This is a genomic window from Bradyrhizobium sp. GW821-FHT13H06, assembly GCF_058803975.1.
The window spans coordinates 289,943-314,644 of record NZ_JBXAPN010000006.1 but is presented as its reverse complement, the minus strand read 5'-3'; the positions used below and the strand labels follow the sequence as shown (position 1 = coordinate 314,644).

Here is a 24,702-nt window from a genome sequence, read left to right as displayed (position 1 = left end):
AACAGGTTCAAGTGAATTCAGGCAGGCGCGGCGGGCGTCTCGCATGAAGCGCGTTTAGGAGCAATGGATGGCCACCAAGGCAAAGACGCTGCAGGCGAAGGACAAGGAAAAGGACGACAAGGCAGCGGACGCGCCGGAGAAGGACTCCCAGGACGCGCCCTCGCCCTTGCTCGACCTGTCCGACGCCGCCGTGAAGAAGATGATCAAGCAGGCCAAGAAGCGCGGCTTCGTGACCTTCGATCAGCTCAACGAAGTCTTGCCGTCCGACCAGACCTCGCCCGAACAGATCGAGGACATCATGTCGATGCTCTCGGACATGGGCATCAACGTCACCGAAGCCGACGACACCGAAGGCGAGGAGGAGAAGGACGAGGCCGACGACGAGACCGATAACGAGCTCGTCGAGGTCACCCAGAAGGCCGTCACCGAGGTCAAGAAGAGCGAGCCGGGCGAGCGCACCGACGATCCGGTGCGCATGTATCTGCGCGAGATGGGCACGGTCGAGCTGCTCTCCCGCGAAGGCGAAATCGCGATCGCCAAGCGCATCGAGGCCGGCCGCGAGGCGATGATCGCAGGGCTGTGCGAAAGCCCGCTGACCTTCCAGGCCATCATCATCTGGCGCGACGAGCTCAACGAAGGCAAGATCTTCCTGCGCGACATCATCGATCTCGAAGCGACGTATGCCGGCCCGGACGCCAAGGGCGGCATGAACACCGCGATGATCGCAGGTCCGAGCGGCGAGGCCGGTGAAGCTTCGGCCGAGGGCGGCGAGGCCGCCGCCGTCTCCACCGCCGCGCCCGCGCATGTGGCGCCGCCTGCGGCGCCGCCGGCGCCGACCCCGTTCCGTGCCGCGCCTGCCGCCGCTGGCGCCGAGGCGAGCGAGGAGAAGGATCCGGGCGAGGCCGCCGCCGAAGCCGACATGGACGACGACGAGTTCGAGAACCAGATGTCGCTCGCGGCGATCGAGGCCGAGCTCAAGCCGAAGGTGGTCGAGATCTTCGACAAGATCGCCGACAGCTACAAGAAGCTGCGCAAGCTTCAGGAGCAGGACATCCAGAACCAGCTCCAGAACGAGTCGCTCTCGCCGCACCAGGAGCGCAAGTACAAGAAGCTGAAGGACGAGATCATCGTCGAGGTGAAGTCGCTGCGCCTCAACCAGGCCCGCATCGACTCGCTCGTCGAGCAGCTCTACGACATCAACAAGCGCCTCGTCTCGCATGAGGGCCGCCTGATGCGCCTTGCCGACAGCCACGGCGTCGCGCGCGAGGACTTCTTGCGCAACTACACCGGCTCGGAGCTCGATCCGCGCTGGCTCAACCGCGTCTCGAAACTTTCCGCAAAAGGCTGGAAGAATTTCGTCCACCACGAGAAGGACCGCATCAAGGACCTTCGCCACGAGGTGCATCAGCTAGCTGCCCTCACCGGCCTCGAGATCGTCGAGTTCCGCAAGATCGTGCACTCCGTGCAGAAGGGCGAGCGCGAGGCCCGCCAGGCCAAGAAGGAGATGGTGGAAGCCAACCTCCGTCTCGTGATCTCGATCGCCAAGAAGTACACCAACCGCGGCCTGCAGTTCCTCGACCTGATCCAGGAAGGCAACATCGGCCTGATGAAGGCGGTCGACAAGTTCGAGTACCGCCGCGGCTACAAGTTCTCGACCTACGCGACGTGGTGGATCCGGCAGGCGATCACCCGCTCGATCGCCGACCAGGCCCGCACCATCCGCATCCCCGTGCACATGATCGAGACGATCAACAAGATCGTGCGCACGTCCCGCCAGATGCTCAACGAGATCGGCCGCGAGCCGACCCCCGAAGAACTCGCCGAAAAGCTCGGCATGCCCTTGGAGAAGGTCCGCAAGGTCCTCAAGATCGCCAAGGAGCCGCTGTCGCTGGAGACGCCCGTCGGTGACGAGGAGGATTCGCATCTCGGCGATTTCATCGAGGACAAGAACGCGATCCTGCCGATCGACGCAGCGATCCAGTCCAACCTGCGCGAGACCACCACGCGCGTGCTGGCGTCCCTGACGCCGCGCGAAGAGCGCGTCCTGCGCATGCGCTTCGGCATCGGCATGAACACCGACCACACGCTGGAAGAAGTCGGCCAGCAGTTCAGCGTGACCCGCGAGCGCATCCGCCAGATCGAAGCGAAGGCGCTGCGCAAGCTGAAGCATCCGTCAAGGTCACGGAAGCTGCGGTCGTTCCTGGACAACTAATTCGGATCGTCAGACCCGGGCAATCTATCCAAACGCAAACGGCGGGCCGAAAGCCCGCCGTTTTGTTCATGTTGGAGCTTCGAGTATCACGCGTCCACCGCGCTACTTCTTCTTTGCCCCCACCCGCTCGAGCCGCTTGATCTCCAGCGGCGGGCGGCCGCTCTTTTCGGCGATTACGCGGTCCTGCTCCATGATGAAGCCGCGCGCGGGTTCATCGCCGTCGAGGCCGCCGAGCAGTTCGGCGGGTACGCGGCGATTGGAGCGTTGGGAATCGTCTTCATAGACGACGTTGAAGAAGGCGAATTCGCCTTTGGGATTGGTTCCGGGTTTCTTGGCCATGGCGGCTTGTCGTCGATCATCGCGCCACAGTCAAATAACTTCGCCACCGCCGTAACCGAACGCGGCAGGCTTGACGCGGCTGTGAAGGTACCTGATGCGGAGAGGGAGCCAGGGATCTTCTGCGACCCTTCGGGGAGACTTTCGCCTCCAATAAACGGCGGGCCCGAAGCCCGCCGTTTATCTTGGTCTCACCGTCGCCCGGGGCTGGCAGGGCGACAACTTAAAATAGAAGATTATAGAAGGCGCGCTGCGATGGCAAGGCAAATCGTGGTGGTGTCGATGTCGCAGCGAGCGCATCAGATATGCGTTTGTTCCGATGTGCGACGTGGGCATACATCGAGACATGGTTTGGGCTGCCAAATCATTTGTTCATCTCGCTTGCTGTTGCGACCCTGCGAGAGCAACGCGCTCTGTAGGAACGTGCGTTGGCCTGCACGTATTCCCGCTTGCGTGCTCTGTGATCGCAAAGCAAGGCCGGTGCCATCCTCCCGGCGGCGCGTATCTCAATGCGTGTGTGTGCGCTGCGTCAATTCCTGCAGGGCGAGTCGCGACCCGTGGCCGCCACCCTTGTCGGTGTCCTCCTTGTGCCCCTGCGCCATGATCGCGCTGCCCATCGCGGCCGAGCCGAAGGTGATGAGGAAGGAGGCGAGCAGCAGGAGAAGCGCCACGCCGGGCGCACGGTCGGCGAAGATCAGCTCGCGCAGATGTCCGGGATTGAGCCAAAGCAGGCCGCCGACCAGCAGCGCGGCCGCGCTGGCGCCGATCGCGAGGTTGATGGCGAGCAGGCGGAACAGCGGGATGCGGAGGAGGGCGCGGGTTGATTGAGGCTGGTGATCGGCCATGGATGATCGCTTCATGCTGGCTTTGATGCAGTGACTGACGGTTGCTCAGGCATCGGCATTGTAGCGCCAACTCTCGCCCCGGAATGACGAGCAGTGGTCTTGGCGATACTATCCACCTCACGCCGCCGGCGCGATCCGACTGTCCGACTCCTGCGCCGCTTGCTGCCGCTCCATCATGGTCTGCCACAGCGTTGCGATGCTCACCTGCGTCTGCGGCGCGATCAGGCAGTGCCCCTCATTGTCGAAGCCGCAGAACCGAACCGATGGGTCCTTCTTCACTTCGGTCAGCGCCTGGTTGATCATCTCAAGGCACGTCATCACCTGGCCGATGTCCTGCAGGCGCGTATGATGCAGGATGTCCATCAGGCGGAACGTCATCACCGCGGGACGGCCGAAGCTGATGCCGGGGCGGCCGAGCTCGAACAGCACGTTCACCGCAGGAAGCACGCCGCGGATGTGCTCGAGCACGCCGGCCATCTCTTCCACGCTGCAGGCGACGAGATGGGCCGCCTGTGGCGGCGGCGCGGCCTCCGGTGTCCGTGGCGCCAGCCCGAGTGTGGCGATCACCTCCTGCTCGATCCATTGCCGCACCGGGGCGGGGGCATTGCGGATCTGCTCGGCGGTCAAGGTGATTCCGGTCATGTGCGGTTCTCCTGTTTGCCTCAATCTAGAAAGCACGGCGTGAGACGGTTTGATGCGGATCAAGCCTTGCGCTTCAAGGTCCTGCGCTTTGACGCTCGCGGTGTTCCCGGGCATGATCGCCAGCTGCTTCGCGCAAGGAATCTGGGGAACTGCTGCACATGCTGAGACCGCTTCTCGCCGCCGCCGTCGTCGTCTGTCTGACCGGCGGGTCGGCGCAGGCCGCCCGTTGCGGCGGCGATTTCGACAGTTTCGTCGCCAGCATGGCGCAGGAAGCCCAGGCCGCCGGCGTCTCGGCGGGCGTGACCAATGCGGCGCTCGGCGGCGTGACCCAGGACGCTGCCGTGCTCGCCTTCGACCGGCGCCAGCGCTACACCTTCAAGAAGAGCTTCGAGCAGTACGTCTCGACCCGTGTCGGCCCCGGCCGCATCAATGGCGGCCGCGCGATGCTCCAGCGCCACGCTGCGCTGCTCTCCCGCATCGAGCAGCAGTTCGGCGTGCCCCGCCATATCCTGGTCGCGATCTGGGGGCTGGAGAGCGATTTCGGCAAGGGCGACACCGGCAAGCTGCCGGTGGTCCGCACGCTGGCGACGCTCGCGCATGATTGCCGCCGCACCGACCTGTTCCAGGGCGAGCTGCTCGCCGCGCTCAAGATCGTGCAGCGCGGCGACCTGCCGCTGCGCGACCTCATCGGCGCCTATGCCGGCGAGATCGGCCAGACCCAGTTCCTGCCGTCGTCCTACATCAAGTACGGCGTCGATTTCGACGGCGACGGCCACGTCGATCTCCGCCACAGCGTCCCCGATGTGCTCGCCTCGACTGCGAACCTCCTGCACACCAACGGCTTCAAGATGGGCCAGCCCTATGATGAAGGCACGCCGAATTTCGAGGCGATGCGGGAGTGGAACAGGGCGGTGGTCTATCGCAAGACGATCGGGTATTTCGCCGATCGGCTGGCGGGGCAGTGAGGGAAGCACTTCGAGAAGCAACGCGCACTCACGCACCACACGCGGTGTCATCGCCCGGCTTGACCGGGCGATCCAGTCCGCCGAGGCAGTCGTGGTTCACTCGATAAGCCGCGGCGTACTGGATTCCCCGCCTGCGCGGGGAATGACAGCGGAACTCGCCGCGTCGCCAATCACGTCCCTGACTTACGTCCCCTTCGCCATCTTCTCCAGCCGCCGCTGCAGCGGCGCCCAGTACGTTCCCGGGCGGAAGCGCTGCAACAGGTCCATGAAGCGGGCGTCATTGCCGATCAGGATGCGCGGCTCGTTGTTCTCGATGCCCCTGATGATGCGCAGCGCGGCATCCTTCGGCGTGGTCTTCGCTGCGTTCTCGAACCGCTCGATCGATTGCGCGCGGCGGGCATTGTCGGTGACGCCGACCCCGGTGCGCGCGTTGCGCGCGATCGCGGTGGCGACGCCGCCGGGATGGACCACCGACAGCTTCACCGGGCTTCCTGCCGCCGAAAGCTCATGCCGCAGGCTCTCGGAGAAGCCGCGCACCGCGAACTTTGCCGCCGCATAGGCCGCTTGCCCCGGCGGCGCGATGATGCCGAAGATCGAGGAGAGATTGACGATGTGCGCCTCGGGCCTCGTCTTCAGATGCGGCAGGAAAGCGCGCGTGCCGTGCACCACGCCCCAGAAATTGATGTCGAACAACCAGTCCATCTGCGCCTGATCGATCTCCTCGAACGAGCCCATGAGCGCCACGCCGGCATTGTTGACGACGATGCCGAGGGCGGGATGCGCGGTGGTCGCCTCGCTCGCGAACCGCACGATGTCGGCGGGCTCGCCGACGTCGATGCGATGCACGCTGACCTTGCGCGTTGTTCCGATCTCCGCGGCGAGCGCCTTCAATCCGGCCTCGTCGCGATCGGCCAGCGCGAGATCGCAGCCGCGCTGCGCCAGCTCGAGGGCCAGCGCCCTGCCGATGCCGCTCGCCGCTCCCGTGATGGCGGCCGCCCCCCGAATCGTCGTCATGAATTCCCCCGTCAAGTCCCCGATCGTGGAACTATGAGTTACTTTTTTTGAAATGAAACCGAACCGTTGCCGGCCTCGGTTTTTAACATGCGTTATGGGGCATGCATTGGGAGCCGCCGATGGGACAAGCAGAGCCGTTTCGCGCGACAGCGCTGATCGTTGAAGACGACGCCATGCAGCGGGAGATGCTTTGCGTTCTCCTGGAAGAAAGCGGCTACCAGGTCATCCAGTGCGAAAGCGCGGAGGCCGCCGAGCGCGTCCTCGACAAGAGCGCCGGCGTGCTGTGTCTGATGCTGACCGACGTCCAGCTTGCCGGCCGCATGAACGGCGTCGAGCTCGCGCATGTCGCCAAGCACCGCAATCCGAACCTCGACGTCGTCGTCACCTCCGGCCGCCCCTTGAAGCAGCCCTTGCCCGATGGCGCCAAGTTCTGGGCCAAACCCTGGGCGCCGCTCGACGTGCTGCGCGAGGCGGAGATCGCTCAGCTGTCCTGACGGCTCCCCCCGCGGGCTCGCTTTCTCGCCGCGAGCCGCGGTGGTAAGGTCCGCTCATGACCTTGTCCTTCCTGCTCACCTCGCTCATCGTCGTCGCATCGCCCGGCACCGGCGTGCTCTACACGCTCGCCTCGGCGCTGACCCGCGGCTCGCGGGCCAGCATGGCGGCCGCCTTCGGCTGCACGCTCGGCATCGTGCCGCACATGGTAGCGGCGATGCTCGGCCTTGCCGCCGTGCTCCACACCAGCGCGCTCGCCTTCGCCGTGCTGAAATGGTGCGGCGTCGCCTATCTGCTCTATGTGTCCTGGCAGGCGCTGCGCGAGACGGGGACGCTCGCGGTTGACGGCGAGATCAAGGAGCGGTCGAGCGGCCGCGTCATCGTCACCGGCTTCCTGATCAACATCCTCAATCCGAAACTGTCGATCTTCTTCCTCGCCTTCCTGCCGCAGTTCATTGCGGCGGACGAGGCCCATGTGCTGGCGCGCATGCTGGAATTGAGCGGCGCCTTCATGGCGATGACGTTCGCGGTGTTCGTCCTCTACGGCCTCTGCGCCGCCTCGGTGCGCGAGCGCGTCATCGCCCGCCCCCGCGTCATGGCGTGGCTGCGGCGGAGCTTCGCCGCAGGATTTGCCGCGCTCGGCGCCAGGCTCGCGTTTTCGGAGCGGTAGATTCTTCTTCACGTCTCGAAAGGTGGTCATGCCCGGGCTTCTCCCCGGGCAAAGCGCCTCGAACATCCACCTAATAAAAAAGCGGGCCTTGCGCCCGCCGCCTTCAAACCCGCCCGATCCGACCCGACGCCCGGGCGGAGCGAGACTCCACCCGGGCAAAGAAACAGAAGCCTCGTTACTTCTTCTTCGCCTTCTTGGCCTTTTTCGCCTTCTTCTTCGCCGCCTTCTTCGCTTTCTTAGCCATAGTATCCTCTCAAGGGTTAATGGTGGAACGCGACACGAGGGATGCTCGGCGGAGGGCCAGCCTCGCAACATCCTCGATGACAAACTCAGCAGATTCGGAGCCGGCTGCCCCGCGCTGTCATATCTCCGTCATTGCGTTATCCACAGCTCAGATGCATTTTCGGGTGATTTTTGGCCGCGAATCCGCCTCACAGGGCTTCCGCCGCGCAGCCCGCTCCTCCGCGGCAAGGCTTGATTAACGATGCCGCAATCCGTTCGCGGATTCATCAATCCAAAACCAATGCCCGACTTTGCACGATTGCGGTGAGACTCCATTAAGCGCGCCGGGCGCATGGTCCTCCGCAAGAACCCGGGGGTGGTGATGGACGGAGTTTTGCCAAACGGAGAGGGCGGGCTGCGGCCGTCATGCTGAGCGTGCCGACACTTTGGACGGTGTTCATCGTCAACTTTCTCGCGCTCGGGCTAATCTGGGCCTATGTAGCGCGTTCCTATCCGAAATTCATGGCGGCGCGGTTCTGGATGGGATCCGCTTTCGTCGGCTCGGCCGGCGCGACGACCGCGCTGCTGCGCCTGTTCATCGACTCTGCCGTGCCAACCGTGGCCGGCGCCGTCGGCATCATCATGGCCTGCTGCCTCGCCGCCATGGGCATCCAGCGCTTCTACGACCGGCCGGTGTCGTGGCGTCTGATGGCGGCAACGACGATGCTGAGCCTCGCCGGCATCGTGGTGTTCCTGTTCGTCGTCGATCACATGCTGCTGCGCATGGCGAGCTACACGCTCGGCCAGGCCGTGCCGCTGGTGCTGGCGTTACCTTTGTTGCTGTCGCCGCCTGAAGGTCGCGCCAGCCCCGGGGCGCGGCTGTCCGCTATCGTCATTATCGCCGTCATCGGGATGTTCGCGGTGCGAACGGCGGGCAACCTGTTCGGCTACGACTTCTCGGCGCAGGGCGCCGGTCAGGTCCATGGCTTCCTGGTTCTGGTGCTGCTGTTCCTGTCGATGACGCTCAATTTCGGTTTCCTGCTGATGGCGATCGATCGCTTGCGCAACGAGGTTGCCGACCTCGCGCTGCTCGACGATCTCACCGGCGTCGCCAACCGGCGGCACCTGCTGCAGCGTCTGACCGAGGAATGTGCCCGCTCGGAGCGCTCTGGCGCGCCGTTTGCGCTATTGCTGATCGATCTCGACGGCTTCAAGACCATCAACGACACCCATGGCCATGCCGCCGGCGATGCCTGCCTGAAGCACTTCACCCTGATGGCGCAGACGCGCCTCCGGCCCGGCGACATGCTCGCCCGCACCGGCGGCGACGAGTTCTGCGTCGTGCTGCCGTCCTCGTCCTTGCGCGAGGCGGCCGCGATCGCCCGCCGCGTGATCGAGGTCTGCCGTCAGGATGCCGCCACCTGCACCGGCAGCGACATTCCGATCGCGATCTCGATCGGGGTCGCGCAGTGGGACCGCGACATCGGGAAATTCCCGGATCGCCTGATGGCCAATGCCGACCATGCCCTCTATGCCGCCAAGAAGAACGGCAAGAACGATTTCGCGATCCATGATCCCGCCCCGCCGCTTTCGCCGGAGACGGTCGAGGCGTTGAGGAAATTCGCGTAAAGCCTGTCAAGGCGCGACGCGATCAGGATGAATAGCCATCGCGCTTCGGCTTGTTTGTTTGAGCATGATCTTGGGCCGCATTGGACCTCGCATGATGATGTTTCGCCTGCCCGCGGCCGTTTTCGCCGCTCTCCTTCTGATCGCTCCTGCCGCCGCCACCGATGCCGAGTTCGCAAAGCTCGCGCGCGCCTCCGGCACGCCCGACATTCCCGGCTTGAAGATCGTCTGGCTGGCGCCGTGGGGCGATGTCCGCAACGCAAAGCCCTGGCGCAACATCATCGTGCACCAGACCGAGGGACCGGCGGGCTCGGCGCGCGGCGGCGCGCAAGCGCAGGCGAAGCACCCGACACGGCGCGGCGTTACGGTCTGGGTCGAGACCGACGGCACGGTCTATTGGGCGGTCGCCGAGAATCTGGTGCCGACCCATGGCGACGGCGCCAACCGCAACGACAACAAATACATCGACAACCGCTCGACCTACCGCCAGGTGGTGCGCGACAATTCGATCGGCGTGGAGTTCGCCGGCAATTATCCCGACGTGACGGCGGGCCCGACCGAAGCCCAGGTCGCGGCGTGGAAGATCCTCGTGAAGGTGCTGCGCGCGCGTTACGACATCCCGCTCGACCGCGTCTATGCGCACAACTGGATCGACTACAAGGACGCCCGCTATTGCGAAGGCTGCTCGCTCGCGACGATGGCAAGGGAGTGGGGGGAGTAGGTCTCAGCCGTCATTCCGGGACGCGCCTCTTGGCGCGAGCCCGGAATCCATTGATCCGCCAACTCTGCGACCCAGGGATTCCGGGCTCGCGCCCCGCGCGCCCCGGAATGACAGCGGAGCTTGCACCGCCTGCGCCATCCAGCCGAACAAGCGCGTCACACAAACAAAAAAGCCGGCGTTGCCGCCGGCTTTTTCTCTCTTTCGATCCGCCAATCCGTCTCCGCGGCGAGAGCCCGCTTAATGCGCGGCTTCCAGTGCGGCCTGTTCCTGCCTTGCGATCGTGCCCTTGACCGCGGACTGCACCTTCTCGAAGGCGCGGACCTCGATCTGGCGGACGCGCTCGCGCGAGACGCCGAATTCGGCGGCAAGGTCCTCCAGCGTCATCGGCTCATCGGCGAGGCGGCGGGCCTCGAAGATGCGGCGTTCGCGCGGGTTCAGCACGCCCATGGCGCCGTTCAGCGCGTCACGGCGGTGATCATATTCCTCGTGCTCCGCCATCATGGCTTCCTGGTTGGGCGTGTTGTCGACCAGCCAGTCCTGCCATTCGCCGGCTTCGCCGTCGTCGCGGATCGGAGCGTTGAGCGACGCGTCGCCACCGAGGCGGCGGTTCATGTCGATCACGTCCTGATCGGTGACGCCGAGGCGCTTGGCAATCATCTTCACCTGGTCGGGGCGGAGATCGCCCTCGTCCAGCGCGTTGATCTTGCTCTTCGCCTTGCGCAGGTTGAAGAACAGCTTCTTCTGGTTCGCGGTGGTGCCCATCTTCACGAGCGACCAGGAACGCAGGATGTACTCTTGAATCGACGCCTTGATCCACCACATGGCGTAGGTGGCGAGACGGAACCCCTTCTCGGGTTCGAAACGCTTCACCGCCTGCATCAGGCCGACATTGCCTTCCGAGACGACCTCGGAGATCGGCAGGCCGTAGCCGCGATAGCCCATGGCGATCTTGGCCACGAGGCGGAGGTGGCTGGTGACGAGTTGGTGCGCCGCGTCGCGATCGTCATGCTCGCGCCAACGCTTGGCGAGCATGTATTCCTGCTGGGGCTCCAGCATCGGAAACTTGCGGATCTCGGCGAGGTAGCGAGAAAGGCCGGATTCTCCATTGAGGACCGGCAAAGCAGCGGTACGGGCCATAGTGCGCCCTCCAAAAAGGTTCAGGCCCCCGATAGCGGCGGGCCAGGCAGACGACCGCTGTGTTAAAGCCGGTCGTAGCTGCGATGTTCCGCGTTGGTCATTTCAACGCAGACGCAATATACCTCATCGGGGGTCGAAAAGGGAAGGATTGCTGACGTCACGTCCCCGTGTGGCAGCTATAACTTTTTGTAATGTAAAGGCTTTCTGAAGCGGCCTGCGTCATAGCGCCGCTTTGAGGGCGCGTTCGAGGAGAAGCAAATCCTCCGGCAGAGGCGCCTCCCAGTGGAGTAATTCTCCTGTCCTCGGGTGCTCCAATACCAGCAGGTAAGCATGTAGGGCCTGCCTCCCCAGCGTCGCCAAAGCGGCCTGCGCCTCAGGGCCGAGCTGGTTGGCCTTGGTCTTGAAATGCGGGCCATAGACGGCATCCCCCATCAGGGGGTGGCCGATATGAGCGAGGTGGACGCGGATCTGATGGGTGCGGCCGGTCTCGAGCTCGCAGGCGAGCAGGGCGGCGACCGGCTTTCCATCGCGCCCGGCAAAGCTCTCCAGGATCTCCCAATGCGTCACCGCCTCGCGGCCGCCCTGGCGCACCGCCATCTTCTCGCGCGCATGCGGGTGGCGATCGATCGGCGCGTCCACCGTGCCGCGATGCCGGTTCGGCACCCCCCAGGCAAAGGCCATGTAGCCGCGCCGCATCTCGCCGGTGCGGCCGTGATCGGCGAATTGGGCCGATAGCGAGGCATGCGCCAGGTCGTTCTTGGCGACCACCATCAGCCCGGTCGTGTCCTTGTCGAGCCGGTGCACGATGCCGGGCCGGCGCACCCCGCCGATGCCCGACAGCGAGGCGCCGCAATGGGCGATCAGCGCGTTCACCAGGGTGCCGGTCTCGTGGCCTGCCGCCGGATGCACGACCAGCCCTTTCGGCTTGTTGATGACGATGATGTCGTCGTCCTCGAACACGATATCGAGGGCGATCTCCTCCCCCTTGGGCTCGGCGGGCGCCGCCTCCGGCACGTCGATTATGATCGTATCGCCGGGATTGACGTGATAAGCGGGGTCGCGGACCGCGGAGGCCTTCAGGTGCACTGCGCCCGCCAGGATCAGGGCCTTCAGCCTCGATCGCGACAGCTCCGGCCGGCGCGCCGCCAGCACGCGGTCGAGCCGGGCCGAGCCCTCGTCGCCGGCGACCACGACCTCCAACCTTTGCGCAGACCCAGAGCTTTCCATGACGACGTCTGATACCGCTGTTCCCGAACCGACCCCCGAGCAGGCCGCGCTGTTCGCGCGGGTGCGGCGGATGATGCTGATCGCGGGGTTGACCACGGCGCTGGCGATCTGCGCCGTGCTGATCGCGGTGGGCTACCGCCTTTTCAAGTCCGAGGGAAGGGCGCCCGAACCGGTGGGCGACGTCATCGCCACCCTGCCGAAGGGCGCCAGGATCGTCTCGACCGGCGTCGCCGGCGACCGCCTCGTGGTCACGCTGGACGTCGGCGGCATCACCGAGATCCGCACCTTCGACGCCCACACCCTGAAGCCGGCCGGAAAGCTGAAATTTGCCAACGAGCCGTAAAAGGCCCGTCGGGGTCCTTGCGGCGGACAAATTTCGAGGTTATTGGCTAGCCCTCACGCTCCCTTCGTCTAGCGGTTAGGACGCGGCCCTCTCAAGGCTGAAACAGGGGTTCGATTCCCCTAGGGAGCGCCAAGATATCAAGGGCTCGGTTGGAAACCTACTTGAGGGAAGAGAACCAGCTATCGATGTCCTTGCGAACCTGATCTTTGGCAAAGCCATATCGCTGTTGAAGCCGACCTTCGAGCTGCTCGCGTTTGCCGTTGATTGCGGTGAGATCGTCGTCGGTAAGTTTGCCCCATTGCTCCTTCACCTTGCCTCGGAGCTCCTTCCAGTTTCCTTCGATTTGATTCCAGTCCATGGTGTGTCTCCAAATTCCAGATTGAATACGCTGCCGCGTCATCGCGGTCACTGAACCGCAGCGTTAATCGTGTTTTCGAGCGACGGCCGCTCGAGAGCGCGTTCAGTGGCGCGGGCCTGCGCCAGAGCTTGCCACGCCCAAATGGCGTTAAAGGTGCCCTTAGTAGGGGGCGTAGTATTGGCGGCGATACGGGTAGGGACCGCCGTAGTAACCTGGTGCGTAGCCCGGCGCGTAACCCGGACCGTAGTAGCCGGGGCCGTAGGCCCCATAGGCGGCGGCTCCCGCTGCGGCACCAAGAACTCCAAGACCAATGGCCGCCCCGGGAGCAGGCCGATAGCCGCGACTGCGGTAATGGCGTCGATAGCCGACCTCCGTCACTTCGGACGAGGACGTCCCTTCTGTCAGAAGAGGCGCGCTCGGCGAGATCGGAGCTGCCCCTGAAGGAAGTACCGAGCCGAGCATCGCGGCGCCGAAGAGCGCGGCGGCAGTCGCGCATGTCCTAGTCTGCCTATTCATCGCTGTACCTCTCGAACTTGAAGCATCTCAAGCGGCAAGTGGCTTGCGTGTCACTGGCCGGCTTGATGATTGCCTTTGTTGCAGCTGCTGACGAAGAGCCTCAACGCAGAGTGCTCTGAAGGTCACGTGGCAGGTCTAAAGTCTCGTGCTTCTAGCGAAGCAATAGACCCGCGCCGCGACTTGATCGATCACTTGGCGCAAGTCTTGTCGGCTTTCAAAGCCGCTTCTGCGGAAGTCCTTGTCGTGTGCGCGACGCCGACAACCTTCATCTTGCTGTCGGTCGCAGGCTGGCTCTCGACGATCTGACATCTCATGGTCGCGCTATCCTGAGCCAGGTAAAACGATGAGGGCGATTGCCCAACGGTCTTGCCCGTCTCGGCCGCGAATAACGGCGAAGCGAGCGCAAGGACTGCGACCGTCGCCAATAGGGTGCTTTTCATGGAATCCACCAATTCTAGTTCGTCCGGAACCGGACAATGAACGAATAGAAGCGGCGGGCAGGCGTTCCCGCTATGGCGGATATGTTTTTTGCGCACCGATTGATGTGGATCAATGACGATTGCGAATGCCTGTTGGCAGCCGAACTATATGACCACTTAATATCAGGCCGCCGAGATTTTAGGTTGCCCTCCTCACGGGCAGGGATGCCTTAGGCCGTCGTAGCCGAGATAGGTGCCGGAATACGGGTCATAGGACCTGAAGCGTTGCGCGCAATAGCCGTCTGCGTCGCCACCAATATAGGGTGGCGGAGCGACATAGGCCGGCCCGTAATAGCCGGGAGCGTAGCCGTAATAGCCGTAGGGCTGCGTTGCGCCAACAATTGCCCCGCCGATCAGCGCGCCAGCGATGCCTGCACCAATTCCAATGCCTACACCGCCACGATAACCACCGCGCCAGCCGCGGCGATATTGCACGGTCTCTACCGATGGCGCCACCGCGCCGCGTAGCATCAGCGCGGAGGTTGCCGGTGCCGCTGTGACCGGCGCGACGACCCACGGTGTGGTGGCGACGATGAGCGCAAGAAGCACAGTCTTGGACGTCTTGTTCATGACAGCATCTCTAAGTTCTGGCAGAGCGGCTGCCTTCAGCGCAGCCGGCCATCTTCGGGAAGGGACGCGTCACAATGATCCAGGAAAGCCTACGTGAATTGATCCAGCGCAACGTGAGTGTGCATCGATTGGACAGACTTAACTTGCTCTTCGGAGACATTCGCGAAGCAGCGCCCTACGCATGAGCGAGCGCTGATCTCCTCCTTTCATCCGCGGTGGCGCATGCGTGTCGCTGCCACGACAGAACAAGGGGCTTCCATGCTTTCACTCATCATCGGGATCTTGATCATTTGCGTCGTCGGGGCAATTTGTTTCTGGCTCATCGACAAGTTTGTCAATGAATCCCGTTTGGCGGGTCTTCTCAAATTGTTGGTGGGGCTGGTCTGCCTGGCCGCGATCCTTCAACGGCTGTTGCCGCTGGCGGGAATCAATTGGCTATAGCCGACCGGCAATTCGCCGCCGATGTGTTGCGTGAAAGGATGCGGCGCTCACGCAGCAGATCGAACCGGCGCGTGAGGCGCGTCAGGAATGCGAAGCTCAACGGCGATCGCCAAAGATCCCGTCGGCCTAAGACGTGACAAGAACTTCTACGGACATCCCGGCGAAGGCGCCGGTGCTTCCGACGAAGTTGCCGGACACAGGGGTCGTCTGCCGGATATCGCGCGCCACCGCGACCGGGATCAGATTGAACCCGCCGAGGCTGCGATTAGTTGGGTCGAACGCGATCCAGCCGGCTCCCGGTACGAACACCTCCGCCCACGCATGGGTTGAACCCGCGCCGCTCGATCCGACGCTCTGTTGTCCTGGATTGTGAAGGTAGCCGGAGACGACTCTGGCTCCGAACCCGAGCATGCGTGCTGCTTCGGTGAAGAGCACCGCGAAATCCCGGCATGACCCCCAGCCGCGATTCAGGGTTTCTACCGGCGTCTGGGTGCCCTCGTCCTCACGGCTCTGATACCGGACAGCTTCGGAAACGCCGACGCTGAGGTCCTTGAGCAGCGACAGCGTGTCCGTCCGACTTCCTCGAACGAACATTCTTGCCCAACTTCGCAGGACCCCAGCCGTGTCCGAGAACTGGGGGAGAGCGAGGGCGCCGAGATCGGTCCAATCGTCATCGGAATAGCGGAATGGATAGGATATCGCCGAAGCCGCGATATCGAACACCGGCCATGCAACCGCGTCGAGCTGAAGCTCTGCGACACTGGCGATCACCAGGTTCGACGCTGTCATCTGAAACGTGGCCGTCGCGATTGCATTGCCAAACACATCGTGGGCCCAGGTCAAGGCCGCAGGCGGCGTCACCGTGATGTTGCTTGAAATCAAACGAAGCTCGCGGCTTTCGCGCGGACGAAGCATCATGCGGTGCGGCAACAGGCGCACGTGTTCGTTGAATCGATAGGTCGTGGTGTGAAGAATCTTCAGCGTGATCAACGAAAGCTCCGATCGAGCCTCTGGCCGAGCCCCTTGTCCGGCGGTCCCCTTCGGGAAGTGTGGCCGAGTTGACGAGCCCATGCAAATGTCGATCCAAGTCCTGTCATGAGCGCGGCCTGATCGAGGCTTAGACGGACCTCCGTCATCCCGTTGATTTAGATCATGACGGCAGGCTCCAAGTCCCGGAGACTTGAGATCAAGCCATCGATCGTGATGCCGAGCTCTTCAAGCGGCCTCCGCGGGGCAGGTAAGGGCGGTCGGAAGAGTATTGGACAGATGAGTCGCATCCACAAAGAGACCCACCTCGTTGCGCGCATCGGCTGGCTGCGAGCGGCCGTGCTCGGCGCCAATGATGGGATCATATCGACCGCAAGTCTTATCCTGGGAGTGGCGTCGGCTGCCGTCTCCCGAAGCGATGTTCTCTTGACCGGGATTGCCGGGCTGGTTGCCGGAGCCATGTCCATGGCGGCTGGCGAATATGTTTCAGTCAGTTCGCAGTCCGATACGGAGCATGCCGACCTCGCGCGTGAGAAGCGCGAACTGGCAGGCGACCCGGTGTTCGAGCGAGAAGAGCTCGCTCAGATCTACGTCGCGCGAGGCCTCGAGGCCGGTCTCGCCCGCGAGGTTTCGAAGCAATTGATGGCAAAGGACGCCCTGAGCGCGCACGCGCGGGACGAACTTGGCATTTCGGAGATCAGCACCGCTCGTCCGGTGCAGGCAGCGTTGGCATCGGCTGCGACCTTCTCCGCCGGAGCGGCAGCGCCGCTTGCGCTTGTCCTGGTCTCGCCATCCAATGTGTTGATCCCGGTCGTCGCTGCAGGATCGCTGCTCTTCCTGTCGCTGCTCGGCGCAATCGGCGCCAAGGCAGGAGGCGCCGGCCTGTTGAAGCCAACCATACGAGTGACATTTTGGGGGGCCTGCGCGATGGGACTGACGGCCGGAATTGGCGCAGTTGTTGGCAGGGTTGTGTGAGCGCTGGTCGCGCTTGCGACGCCACGTCGTGCAGTGTCTCGGCCTTCCTGGCACATGCGCCCTCGTAGTTTCCTTCCGTGCTGGCCATTTGGACCGGAGAGGTGGTCGATGGACGCAGCCGACGCGGGGGACGGGGTCTATCGGCAGGCTGTCACGCCGGTCTCGGCTGCATGACGGCACTTGAGGCCACTCGCTTTCTCTTTCTCTTGGCCCAATGTCCTTCCAGCCGGCGTGCTTGTCCCATTGAAGATCGGCTCACCCCTTAGGCGGCGAGAGCCTGGGCGTTGAGCGAGCGGCTCTCGAGATTGGCTGCGATGTGGCGCTTGATCGTCGCAAGATACAGGCGGTGCTCGGCTCGCTCGGCAGAAATGACGCCGTCACCGAATCTGGATGCGCCAGCCGCGGCGTCGGCATGGCACGTGGCAATATGATCGACGTCAGCCGTGCACGGGCGTTTCCCTCGCTACGATGTTGGGGCCCGACGTGAGGTCGGACGTTGGGCCGGAATCTGGAGTTATGTGTCGTGCGCGCATCAGTACCCTTCGGAATCTGCACCTGAGACGCTCGGCACATTGCCCGGTCGGCCGGCCTGCTAGTGCTCGGCGAAGACATCGATCGCATGAAGAGCGCAGGGCGCGGGGGCGTTGGGATTCATGGCAAAGTTGCGCGCGGGCGTCAGGCGAGGTTCGAAACTGGGCATCGGCTTGTTGAGCGGCACCGCGTTGTCCTCGGTGGTTTTTGTCCTTGCGCTCGGGCCATCCAGTCCGACGCTTGCGGCGGGCGGCGCCGGCGCTGAAGGAAGCGGAAGCTTCCTCGGGACCGGGACCGGCGGCGACGGCGGATCAGGCGCCACCGGATATAGCGGCGAAACGGGCAATGCCGGTCAGAATGGCACCGGTGATTTCGGCGGCGGCGGTGGTGGCGGTGGTGCCGCCGGCGGCGGCGCGGGCGGGGCTGGTGGACTCGACGGCAGCGGTTCGGCCTCCGGCGGCGCCGGAGGCATCGGTGGCACGAATGGTGCCACCGACATTACGTCCGTGTCAGCGGGATCAACGATCAGTGGCGGCGCGGGCGGCCAGGGGCAGGCCGGGGTCGCAACGTCCTCCGGGCTTGGCGGTGGCGGCGGCGGAGGCGGCGGAAGCGGCGGCTATGGCGTTGTCGAAACCACGTTTCTCACGCTCACCAATTACGGGACGATCTCCGGAGGTTCCGGTGGTGCCGGCGGGCCTGCCGATCTTGCGCGGGGTGGTTACGCCGGTGACGGCGGTGTCGGTGCCATTTTCACCGCCGGCGGTGTTCTCAACAATTTCGGCACCATTTACGGCGGCAGCTCCGGCGATCCCGGCGGCTTTGATCCTTCCCAGGCCGGGGCCGCCGTCGTCGGAAGCAATCTCACGATCCTGAATGCGGGAACGATCTCCGGCGGCAATGGCGGCGGTCGCGCGGCGATTGACTTTCTCAGCGGCTCAAACGTTCTGCAACTGCTGTCCGGCTCCTTCATCAACGGCAATGTCAAGATCGAAGCGGGCGCCAGCCTGACCATCGACCAGGCAAGCGCCGGCGTCGACGCAACCTTCGGTATTCCTTTCACCACGGCCCTTGTCGGCTCCGGAACCCTCTCGATCGACGCCGGCGCGCGGACGCTGACGCTGAACGGTTCGAACAGTGGTTTCACCGGCACCACGAATCTGGTCAGCGGAACGACGGTCATCAACAATGCCAGCGGGCTGGGCACTGGCACGATAAAGTTTACCGGCGGGACCGCCGGTTCGACGCTGGCGGCACAATTCAGCGGCACGTTCGGTAACGACATCAATATCGCAGTTGGTAATTCAGCCACGATCGGTGCCGCCGCGGGCAACACGCTGACACTCGGCGGCGGCTTCACCTACGGTGGCGGCACGGGAACGACGCTTACCTTCGGCTCGGCGACGGCGACCGGCACCGTGCTGTTCGCGCCAAGCGGCCTGACTTTGAATTCTGGCGGCGCCCTTGCCATCGATGGTGGGGCCCTGTTGGTTGGCAATTCAAACGGAGCCGACCTTCTCGGCGGTCTCAGCGGCACTGTCGTGGAGAGCGGTGCTTCGCTCGAGCTCCAGGGCGGCCTGTCGATCGGCAATTCGCCATTGACGCTCAAAGGCGACGGCGTCGCGAACGGCGGGGCGCTGCGCAACATGTCCGGCAACAACAGTTTCGCCGGCGCCATTACGCTGGGATCCGACGCGCGCATCGATTCCGATGCCGGCCGGTTGTCGCTGACCGGGACGATCACCGGTGCCGGCCAAACCCTGACGTTCGGCGGCGCCGGCGCGATTCTCGTCAGCAACACGATCGCGATCGGCGCCGGCGGCCTGACCTATGACGGGACCGGCGCGCTCACGCTCTCAGGCGCCAACACCTATACGGGCGGCACCATCATATCGAGCGGCACGTTGCAGCTCGGCAATGGCGGGACGACGGGATCGCTCGTCGGCGATGTCGTCGACAACGGCGTGCTCGCGATTGATCGCTCCGATACCCTGACGCTCGCCGGCGCGATTTCTGGTAGCGGCACGTTTCGGCAGGATGGGAGCGGCGCCACCGTTCTGACCGGCACCAACACCTATACCGGCGGTACCATCATCTCGAGCGGCACGTTGCAGCTCGGCAATGGCGGCGCGACGGGATCGCTCGTCGGTAATGTCGTTGACAACGGCGTGCTCGCGATTGATCGCTCCGATACCCTGACGCTCGCCGGCGCGATTTCTGGCAGCGGCACATTTCGGCAGGATGGGAGCGGCACGACCGTCCTGACCGGTACCAACACCTATAGCGGCGGCACCATCATTGCGAACGGCACGTTGCGGCTCGGCAATGGTGGAACGACGGGATCGCTCGTCGGCGATGTCGTCGACAACGGCGTGTTCGCGATCGATCGCTCCGATATTTTGACGCTTCCCGGCGTGATTTCCGGCAGCGGTGCGTTCCGGCAGAACGGGACTGGAACGACCATCCTCTCCGGCATCAATACCTATACCGGCGCGACGACGGTCGATGGCGGCACGCTCGCGGTGAATGGCTCGATCGCGTCGTCCAGCCTGCTGACCGTCAATTCAGGAGGGACTGTCGGCGGCACCGGCACCTTGTCGTCGACAGTCATCGCCGGTGGCGGCACGCTGGCGCCCGGCAATTCCATCGGCACGATTTCGGTGAGCGGCAGCCTGACCTTCGACACGGGCGCGAGCTATGCTGTCGAGGTTTCGCCGAACGCCGCGGACCGCACCAATATCACCGGAACGGCCACGCTCGCCGGCACGGTGAACGCGGTATTCGCCCCCGGCAGCTATATGGCGCGCAACTATACGATCCTGTCCGCGGCCGGTGGGCTCGGCGGCACCACCTTCGATCTGCTTACGACAAGCGGTCTACCAGTCAATTTCACGGCCAGCCTGAGCTATGGCACGACCGATGTGTTGCTGAGCCTCAAGGCGGCGCTGGGCGCACGGCAGGAGCTTGCGACCAATCCGTCGAACGTCGCCAATGCCATCAACGGTTTCTTCAATGGTGGAGGCACGCTGCCCCCCGGTTTTGTCACGGTGTTTGGGCTGTCCGGCGCTCCGCTCGCCGGCGCGCTCGGCCAGCTCTCCGGCGAAACCGCCAGCGGATCGCAGCAGACGACCTTCAACGCGATGTCTCAATTCATGGGCGCGATGACCGATCCGTTCGTGCTCGGTCGGAGCGACGGCGTACCGGCGTCGACCGGCGCTGCGCAGTTCGCCGATGCGGCCGCGGCCGCAGCCTACGCCTCCACCGGCGGCAAAAGCTCCACCTCCGAGCGGGATGCCTATGCTGCGATCTTTCGCAAGGCGCCGGTGACGGCAGGTCCCCTCACGCAAGGCTGGAGCGTGTGGGCTGCGGGCTATGGCGGTACGCAGACCACCGACGGCAACGCCACGACGGGATCGAACACCGCGACCAGCCGCCTGTTCGGCACGGCCGTCGGTGCCGACTACCGGTTCTCGCCGAACACCGTCGCGGGCTTCGCACTCGCCGGCGGCGGCACCAATTTCAGCGTCGCCAATGGCGGCACCGGGCGGTCCGATCTGTTCCAGGCCGGCGCGTTCGTGCGGCACACCATGGGTGCGGCCTATCTCTCCGCAGCGCTGGCCTATGGCTGGCAGGATGTCACCACGAGCCGCACCGTCACCATCGCCGGGATAGATCAGTTGCAGGCGCGCTTCAACGCCAATGCGTATTCGGGCCGCGTCGAGGGCGGCTATCGCGTCGCGATGCCGTGGATGGGCCTGACGCCCTATGCGGCCAGCCAGTTCGTCACCTTCGATCTGCCGGCCTACGCCGAGCAGGCGCTGTCGGGCGCCAATACCTTTGCATTGAGCTACGGCGCCAAGAGTGTCACGGCCTCGCGGTCGGAGCTCGGCTTGCGCGCCGATAGGTCGTTCGCGCTTGTTGATGCGGTTCTGACGCTGCGGGGACGCGCGGCGTGGGCGCACGACTTCAATCCGGAGCGCTCGATCGCGGCGACCTTCCAGGCGCTGCCGGGCGCGTCGTTCGTGTTGAGCGGTGCGACGCAGGCGCACGACGCGGCGCTCACCACCGCATCCGCCGAGGTGAAATGGCTCAACGGCGTTTCGCTGGTGGCGACCTTCGAGGGTGAGTTCTCCAACGTCACCCGCAGCTACGCCGGCAAGGGTGCCTTTCGGTATGCGTGGTGACGCTCGCAAACAATGAGCGGGCAACGAGCAAACTCATCGGGAACGGCCCTCCGCCGCAAGGCGGGCGTCTCCACTTGGCTCGCCTTTGTTGCAGTTTGATCCATCGCGGTCGCCAGCGATTCCGCCTGGTTTTTGCCATGCGCCTCTCGCTCGCCGCGACCTTCGAGGGTGAGTTCTCCGATGTCGCGCGCTCCGGCAACGGCATGGCGCGTTACCGGTGGCGAGAGCGGCGCGGGCCGGGTTTCAAGCAGAAATGCCGCGCGCTGCCGGTTCGAGATCGTTGATAGCGTCCTTCGCTGCTGCGGCCGTGGTCGGGCGGCTGACGAGAGGCGGCACGCCCTCCTGCGCCGGCAGGCTGATGACCGCGTGCAATCCCTTCGGCCCGTTTTTCAGGATGATGTCTCCGCCGTGGTGGCGGACAATGGTCCGGGCGATGGAAAGACCGAGGCCCACGCCTCCTGTTTCGCGATTTCGCGAATTCTCAATCCGGAAGAATGGCGCAAAAACCTGCTCGCGGGCGCTGTCGGGAATGCCGGGTCCATCATCCGAGACGGTGATCTCGATGTTGTCTGCACCTCGCTCCAGGGTAACGCGCGCCCGCTCGCCATAACGGATAGCGTTCTCAATCAGGTTACGGCACGCGCGGCGGAGTGCGTCTGGCCGGCAGCTGTAGCCGATCTTCTGTCCGTTCGAGAAAGACACGTCATGACCGAGTTCGGCGAGATCGTCGCAGAGACTTTCCACGAGAGCCGTGAGATCCAGGGTTCGCGTAGTCTCCGCGGTCGCATCTTCGCGGGCGAATGCGAGGGTCGCCTCTGTCATCGTCTGTATTTCGGCAATGGTGGACAGCATCTTCTCGCGGACCTCCTCGTCGCGGACGAATTCCGCACGCAAACGGAGCGAGGTCAGAGGTGTGCGCAGGTCATGACCGATAGCGGCCAGCATTTTGGTGCGGTCGTCGACGAAACGATGCAGGCGCGCCTGCATGCGATTGAATGCCTCGGCGGTGCGTCGGATGTCGTCGGGGCCGGTTTCCGGCAGCGGCACGACCTCCTGGCCACGGCCGAGCGCCTCGGCCGCTACGGCGAGGCGGCGCAAGGGTTGCGCAATGCCGCGTGCGGCAAACACGGCGATAATGGACAACGACAACGCTGAAAGGCCGAGCGCCAGGGTGGATTTGGAGGTCCAGAAGCCGTCTTGTGCGGGTTTGGCAAAGGCAGTGTTCAGCCACGCCCCATTCGCCAACTGAACGGCCAGCCCCATGCCGGTGGTGTCATCGAGATAAAGGAACTTCGCCGGCCGGGAGAGTGGCCAGGCTTCCGGTTTCAGGTCGACCCACTGGGAGGAGGTGGCGCCGCTGCTCTTGGCTGTGTTTCGGGTGAAGTCCGGTCTCACCTCGGCGGGCACGTTGTGACCGGGAAAGGAGACGCGCGGCAATGGCTGCGCCAGGCGCTCCCATGCCTCCTCTCGCCACTCCGAAGCACCCTTCAGGCCGTTGGTCGATATCCAATATCTCGCCGAGCTCGTGTTGCTGGCATTGAGGATGTCGGTCTGCAGCGATTGAGGCGTCGCTTCCAGGACCCGGGCCAGCGAGGCACACCTGCTGAGTATCTCGCCCTTGGCGGCCTTCCGGATCGACTGCCCGTGCTCGTCCCAGGAAATGAAGAATACGATGGCCTGCGACAGCACGAGAGACAGCAGCGTGAAGCAGATGAAACGGGCCGCAAGGCTGCGCGTCCACAAGCTCGTCATGGTTGCCCGATCTCCGCGACGAGGCTGTATCCACCGCCCCAATGGGTCTTGATCAAGGCTGGTACTTTCGGGTCGGCCTCGATCTTCTTCCGCAAGCGGCTGACCTGATTGTCGATGCTCCGGTCGAACGGATCAGCATCTCGGCCGACTGTCAGGTCAAGGAGCTGGTTGCGGCTGAGTACCAGGCCCGGATGATCGAGAAATGCGCACAGGAGACGAAACTCGGCCGTGCTGAGCGGCACGGCAACGCCGTCGTTTCCCAGCAATTCGCGCCGGTTGACGTCAAAGGTCCATCGGTCGAAGCGTACGATCTTGCTCGCCAGCCGACCTCTTTGCGGCGGCAGGCTTTGCACTCGCCGAAGCACCGCCTTGATGCGGGCGAGCAGCTCGCGGGGATTGAACGGCTTGGACAGATAGTCGTCGGCGCCTACTTCCAGACCGACGATGCGATCGGTCTCCTCCGCCATGGCAGTCAAAAGGATGACGGGAAGCTCGGTGGTGCTGCGCAGATGGCGGCAGAGGGACAATCCGTCCTCGCCCGGCATCATGATGTCGAGAACGATCAGGTCCGGAGCACTTCGTTCGAGCAAGCGACGCAGTGCGATAGCGCTCTCTGCGAGGCTGATGCGGTAGCCATGTTGCATCAAGTATTTGCCGACGAGGTCGCGGATGTCACGATGGTCGTCCACGACGGCGATGTGCGGTGCCGAGTCCATCCGATTGCTCCGTTCCGCATCAAAATGAATTCCAGTAGCCAGCCCATCAAGAATGTACCGGCCGGTTACGATCGGCTGAAATCACATCCTTGCGGGATGGCATCCCTGAAAGGAACGTGGCGTCAAATCGCGATCGCGAGGGGGCCAACTTGTTCCGGGGAACTGCCCTCATCTGCAACGATTTCCAAGCGTGGCCGAAACATCTTGGCCACAAGCTGTCGCAAAACTTTGTCCCGGCAGCCCGTTTCTGTCGCAAATTGTCGCAAGCTCGCATGTCCATCAGGATCTGATGCGATCTCGAAAAGCCGCACTGAAGGCAACGTGATCGATGAAGGGCAGATGAGGGGAGCCGGCAGGTAGAGAGGGCCGAGTTGTCGCGAACTATGCGATGCAGCATGCCTGAGACAGATCGCGACAATTCCCGGTAGCCGTCGGCAAAGTTCTGCGACAACCGAATTCCATCGTGCGCATGTTCAACCGAGCAGGAGCGCTGCATGTGCGCGATGGACGCCGTTTCTCACGGAGCAGTTCCGGCAATCCCGAAAGGCTCGACGGTCGGGAACGATGATGGCGACGCCACGAGGGGACGGCTTCTTCGCAAGGCCGCATTTCGGATCACCTGCCTGCTCGTTCTCGTGCTGCGAAACACTTCGTCTTCGGCCGCGCTCGTTGATTTGACGCAGGGTGCGAGCCGCATGGCGATTTCGCGCCTCGTGGCGGACAGCGACCGTTTTCCTCCCGAGC

The 24,702-nt window shown here is 64.1% G+C and carries 23 protein-coding genes and 1 tRNA gene; 11 read left to right on the top strand and 13 right to left on the bottom strand.

Annotated features, from left to right (window positions below; all coding sequences use genetic code 11):
* Positions 1–67 precede the first annotated feature (67 nt).
* Positions 68–2,212 carry an RNA polymerase sigma factor RpoD gene (gene rpoD / locus AC1RQP_RS25365; protein WP_239621425.1) on the top strand — a complete coding sequence of 715 codons (2,145 nt, stop codon included), beginning with the start codon at positions 68–70 and terminating at the stop codon, positions 2,210–2,212.
* A gap of 102 nt (positions 2,213–2,314) precedes the next feature.
* On the opposite strand, the gene AC1RQP_RS25360 is transcribed toward rpoD, so the two are convergent.
* The 3 genes from AC1RQP_RS25360 to AC1RQP_RS25350 all read right to left on the bottom strand — a co-directional run bounded on the left by AC1RQP_RS25360 (position 2,315) and on the right by AC1RQP_RS25350 (position 4,035).
* The gene (locus tag AC1RQP_RS25360) at positions 2,315–2,551 is read right to left on the bottom strand and encodes a hypothetical protein (RefSeq protein WP_239621431.1); all 237 of its coding nucleotides are present in this window, start codon (positions 2,549–2,551) and stop codon (positions 2,315–2,317) included.
* A 503-nt stretch (positions 2,552–3,054) separates the two neighbouring features.
* Positions 3,055–3,408, bottom strand: a complete 354-nt coding sequence (locus AC1RQP_RS25355) for a hypothetical protein (RefSeq protein WP_492939042.1) — start codon at positions 3,406–3,408, stop codon at positions 3,055–3,057.
* 102 nt (positions 3,409–3,510) lie between these two features.
* On the bottom strand, positions 3,511–4,035 hold the full coding sequence (locus AC1RQP_RS25350) for a hypothetical protein (RefSeq protein WP_492939041.1): 525 nt from the start codon (positions 4,033–4,035) through the stop codon (positions 3,511–3,513).
* A gap of 158 nt (positions 4,036–4,193) precedes the next feature.
* Between AC1RQP_RS25350 and AC1RQP_RS25345 the strand changes: the two genes are divergently transcribed.
* Positions 4,194–5,000 carry a lytic murein transglycosylase gene (locus tag AC1RQP_RS25345; RefSeq protein WP_035674099.1) on the top strand — a complete coding sequence of 269 codons (807 nt, stop codon included), beginning with the start codon at positions 4,194–4,196 and terminating at the stop codon, positions 4,998–5,000.
* Positions 5,001–5,183: 183 nt separating this feature from the next.
* Here AC1RQP_RS25345 and AC1RQP_RS25340 read toward each other — a convergent pair whose 3' ends face one another.
* Positions 5,184–6,014, bottom strand: a complete 831-nt coding sequence (locus tag AC1RQP_RS25340) for an SDR family NAD(P)-dependent oxidoreductase (protein ID WP_492939038.1) — start codon at positions 6,012–6,014, stop codon at positions 5,184–5,186.
* Between the two features lie 119 nt (positions 6,015–6,133).
* Between AC1RQP_RS25340 and AC1RQP_RS25335 the strand changes: the two genes are divergently transcribed.
* The 4 genes from AC1RQP_RS25335 to AC1RQP_RS25320 all read left to right on the top strand — a co-directional run bounded on the left by AC1RQP_RS25335 (position 6,134) and on the right by AC1RQP_RS25320 (position 9,745).
* Positions 6,134–6,508 carry a response regulator gene (locus AC1RQP_RS25335; RefSeq protein WP_492939037.1) on the top strand — a complete coding sequence of 125 codons (375 nt, stop codon included), beginning with the start codon at positions 6,134–6,136 and terminating at the stop codon, positions 6,506–6,508.
* 56 nt (positions 6,509–6,564) lie between these two features.
* Positions 6,565–7,176, top strand: coding sequence for a LysE family translocator (locus tag AC1RQP_RS25330; protein ID WP_492939036.1), 612 nt, complete (start codon positions 6,565–6,567; stop codon positions 7,174–7,176).
* Positions 7,177–7,824: 648 nt separating this feature from the next.
* Positions 7,825–9,027: a GGDEF domain-containing protein gene (locus tag AC1RQP_RS25325; RefSeq protein ID WP_239621447.1), complete on the top strand. Its 1,203-nt coding sequence runs from the start codon at positions 7,825–7,827 to the stop codon at positions 9,025–9,027.
* Positions 9,028–9,118: 91 nt separating this feature from the next.
* On the top strand, positions 9,119–9,745 hold the full coding sequence (locus AC1RQP_RS25320; RefSeq protein ID WP_492939033.1) for a peptidoglycan recognition protein family protein: 627 nt from the start codon (positions 9,119–9,121) through the stop codon (positions 9,743–9,745).
* A 237-nt stretch (positions 9,746–9,982) separates the two neighbouring features.
* On the opposite strand, the gene rpoH is transcribed toward AC1RQP_RS25320, so the two are convergent.
* Positions 9,983–10,882 carry an RNA polymerase sigma factor RpoH gene (gene rpoH / locus AC1RQP_RS25315; RefSeq protein WP_061880464.1) on the bottom strand — a complete coding sequence of 300 codons (900 nt, stop codon included), beginning with the start codon at positions 10,880–10,882 and terminating at the stop codon, positions 9,983–9,985.
* A 219-nt stretch (positions 10,883–11,101) separates the two neighbouring features.
* Positions 11,102–12,109 (bottom strand): RluA family pseudouridine synthase, encoded by a 1,008-nt coding sequence (locus AC1RQP_RS25310; RefSeq protein WP_239621451.1) that lies wholly within the window; start codon positions 12,107–12,109, stop codon positions 11,102–11,104.
* Between AC1RQP_RS25310 and AC1RQP_RS25305 the strand changes: the two genes are divergently transcribed.
* Both AC1RQP_RS25305 and AC1RQP_RS25300 read left to right on the top strand, forming a co-directional pair.
* Positions 12,108–12,452: a hypothetical protein gene (locus AC1RQP_RS25305; protein ID WP_061880466.1), complete on the top strand. Its 345-nt coding sequence runs from the start codon at positions 12,108–12,110 to the stop codon at positions 12,450–12,452. The two genes, AC1RQP_RS25310 and AC1RQP_RS25305, sit on opposite strands and share 2 nt — an antisense overlap.
* A gap of 57 nt (positions 12,453–12,509) precedes the next feature.
* Positions 12,510–12,584 (top strand) — tRNA-Glu (locus AC1RQP_RS25300).
* A 25-nt stretch (positions 12,585–12,609) separates the two neighbouring features.
* Here AC1RQP_RS25300 and AC1RQP_RS25295 read toward each other — a convergent pair.
* From AC1RQP_RS25295 to AC1RQP_RS25280, 4 genes are all read right to left on the bottom strand, one after another.
* Positions 12,610–12,810 carry a CsbD family protein gene (locus tag AC1RQP_RS25295; protein ID WP_239621453.1) on the bottom strand — a complete coding sequence of 67 codons (201 nt, stop codon included), beginning with the start codon at positions 12,808–12,810 and terminating at the stop codon, positions 12,610–12,612.
* A 159-nt stretch (positions 12,811–12,969) separates the two neighbouring features.
* Entirely contained in the window at positions 12,970–13,326 is a 357-nt protein-coding gene (locus AC1RQP_RS25290; protein ID WP_239621461.1) for a hypothetical protein, read from the bottom strand.
* Between the two features lie 188 nt (positions 13,327–13,514).
* Positions 13,515–13,766 (bottom strand): hypothetical protein, encoded by a 252-nt coding sequence (locus AC1RQP_RS25285; RefSeq protein WP_239621463.1) that lies wholly within the window; start codon positions 13,764–13,766, stop codon positions 13,515–13,517.
* A gap of 192 nt (positions 13,767–13,958) precedes the next feature.
* Complete coding sequence (locus tag AC1RQP_RS25280; protein WP_239621464.1) at positions 13,959–14,375, bottom strand: BA14K family protein; 417 nt, start codon at positions 14,373–14,375, stop codon at positions 13,959–13,961.
* Between the two features lie 258 nt (positions 14,376–14,633).
* Between AC1RQP_RS25280 and AC1RQP_RS25275 the strand changes: the two genes are divergently transcribed.
* Positions 14,634–14,816, top strand: coding sequence for a hypothetical protein (locus AC1RQP_RS25275; RefSeq protein ID WP_239621466.1), 183 nt, complete (start codon positions 14,634–14,636; stop codon positions 14,814–14,816).
* 126 nt (positions 14,817–14,942) lie between these two features.
* On the opposite strand, the gene AC1RQP_RS25270 is transcribed toward AC1RQP_RS25275, so the two are convergent.
* Entirely contained in the window at positions 14,943–15,806 is an 864-nt protein-coding gene (locus AC1RQP_RS25270; protein ID WP_239621468.1) for a transglutaminase family protein, read from the bottom strand.
* Positions 15,807–16,082: 276 nt separating this feature from the next.
* On the opposite strand from AC1RQP_RS25270, the gene AC1RQP_RS25265 reads away from it, so the two are divergent.
* Both AC1RQP_RS25265 and AC1RQP_RS25260 read left to right on the top strand, forming a co-directional pair.
* Positions 16,083–16,778, top strand: coding sequence for a VIT1/CCC1 transporter family protein (locus tag AC1RQP_RS25265; RefSeq protein ID WP_239621470.1), 696 nt, complete (start codon positions 16,083–16,085; stop codon positions 16,776–16,778).
* Positions 16,779–17,431: 653 nt separating this feature from the next.
* A complete protein-coding gene (locus AC1RQP_RS25260; protein ID WP_492939029.1) occupies positions 17,432–21,490 on the top strand; it encodes an autotransporter domain-containing protein in 4,059 nt (1,352 codons plus the stop codon).
* 243 nt (positions 21,491–21,733) lie between these two features.
* On the opposite strand, the gene AC1RQP_RS25255 is transcribed toward AC1RQP_RS25260, so the two are convergent.
* Positions 21,734–23,242, bottom strand: a complete 1,509-nt coding sequence (locus AC1RQP_RS25255; protein ID WP_492939027.1) for a sensor histidine kinase — start codon at positions 23,240–23,242, stop codon at positions 21,734–21,736.
* Positions 23,239–23,958, bottom strand: coding sequence for a response regulator (locus AC1RQP_RS25250; RefSeq protein ID WP_131869289.1), 720 nt, complete (start codon positions 23,956–23,958; stop codon positions 23,239–23,241). The genes AC1RQP_RS25255 and AC1RQP_RS25250 overlap by 4 nt, the downstream gene beginning before the upstream one ends.
* Positions 23,959–24,702 lie beyond the last annotated feature (744 nt).